General features: G+C 25.6%; 1 protein-coding gene. It reads right to left on the reverse strand.

Annotated elements, in window-relative coordinates:
- Positions 1-105: 105 nt before the first annotated feature.
- Entirely contained in the window at positions 106-1,677 is a 1,572-nt protein-coding gene (serA, locus tag BGI41_RS07800; protein ID WP_088540134.1) for a phosphoglycerate dehydrogenase, read from the reverse strand.
- Positions 1,678-2,167 lie beyond the last annotated feature (490 nt).

The raw sequence follows: 2,167 nt of genomic DNA on the forward strand, positions 1-2,167 counted from the left end.
GAATTAGTATTTAATATAAAAAAGTTATTATTACGTAAATTTTAGTTAAATAGTTTATTAAAAGAAGTTATTATTAAAAATTGTAAAAAGAAAAAATAGTTAAAATTATAATTTAATTTTAACTGCATCATGAACATTTTCGAGTTCACTTAATTCTTTTAAAATGTTTTCAGGAATTTCGTGATCTACTGTTAAAATCATAACAGCATTTCCACCAACAGTGTCTCTACCAATTTGCATGACACCAACATTAATTTTTGCTTCTCCTAATTTAGTTCCAATTGTGCCAATAGTTCCAGGTACATCTTTGTATCTTGCAATAAACATATGGCCTTCCGGTTTAACATCTACCCAATAATCATTTACTTTTAAGATTTTTGGTTCGTGGAGAACAGTTCCTTCTGCTGAGAATTCATCTTTATCAGATTTACCAGTTACTTTAATAAATGAATCGTAACCTTTTGCATCTTTTTTAGATCCTTCAGTTACAGAAATACCTCTACTTTCAGCTACTGCTGGTGCATTAACAACAGTTACTGGACTGCTTAAAATAGGGTTTAATAATCCTTGTAATACACTTCTAGTGAAAATTTCTTTGTTTTTTAATTCTGCAATTTTTCCACCATAAATAACAGATACTTCTTTAACTTGACCATTAATAGATTGTGAAATGAAACTACCTAATTTTTGAGCTAATTCTAAATATTTAGAAGAGTCTTCAAAATCACTATTATTCATTCTTGGCATATTGATTACATTATTTGGAGTTTTACCTTCATATAAATCTTTAATTTCATCAGCAATTATAATAGCTGCTCCTTTTTGAGCTTCTTTAGTTGATGCTGCAATATGTGGAGTACATACAATATTATTAAGTTCAAATAATTTATTTTCTTTTGCAGGTTCTTCTTCATATACATCTAAAGCTGCTCCTCCAATTTCACCATCTTTAAGTGCAGTATATAATGCATCTTCATCAATGATTCCACCACGAGCACAATTTATAATAATTGCATTTTCTTTCATTATTGCAAATTGTTCTGTTGAAATTAAATGTGTGGTTTCTGGAGTAAGTGGAACATGTATTGTAATAACATCTGAATTTTTAAGAACATCATCTAAATCAGTAAGTTTAACACCCATATCTTGTGCAACTTCTGGAGGTAAGTATGGATCGTATGCCATAGCATCCATTTCAAATGCTTTACATCTTTTAACTACTTGGGAACCAATTCTACCCATTCCAATAACACCAAGGGTTTTACCTTTGAGTTCCATTCCTTTGAATAATTTTTTCTCCCATTTACCTTCTTTAGTAGATTTATCAGCAATTGCAATTTTACGTGCTACAGATAACATTAATCCCATAGTATGTTCAGCTACAGTAATTGAAGTTGATTCTGGTGCATTAACTACCATAATACCTCTTTTAGTAGCAGCATCAAGGTCTATATTATCTACACCTACACCTGCTCTTCCAATAATTTTAAGATTGTCTGCTGCTTCAATAATATCAGCAGTCATTTTGGTTCTACTTCTTACTGCAATTCCATCATATTCTTTAATGGTTTTTTTCAATTCTTCTGGGGTAATTGAAGTGTCAACTACAACATCTGCAAATTCTTTAAGTTTGTCTATACCTTTTTGATCAATTGCATCAGCAACGAGTACTTTCATCATTTCACCTGAAATAATAATTTTTTATTATTGAATAATTTTAAAGTAATTTTTTAATATAAAATTTTAAAAAACATTAATTTCATTTTTTATATAGTATTTTATTGAAATAAGTTTTTTAAATTCTTAAAAACTTTGTTAACTTATACATTGTGTTAACTTATACATTGTATAATAATATTGTATTTTTTTTAAAAAATATTTAATTTAAACAAAGTTTTAATTTATATTATCATATAAAATTTATATAAAATAATATCTTAATTAATTGTATAAAATACTAATAGATATTATATAATAATTTATGTAATTCTTGCTATTTAAATTTATGATTAAAGTAAATTTTTCTATGTTTTTAAAATTTGTTTTAATAAAATTTAATTAATTTAAATTTAAATTTTTGAAAGTTTTTAATTTTTAATTTTAAAAATTTTTATTTTTTAGTTAATAATTGTATTTAAAAGATTTAATCTTAATTTTAATCTTTTAT

It is taken from the genome of Methanobrevibacter sp. 87.7, from assembly GCF_002208625.1.
Classification (GTDB): domain Archaea; phylum Methanobacteriota; class Methanobacteria; order Methanobacteriales; family Methanobacteriaceae; genus Methanarmilla.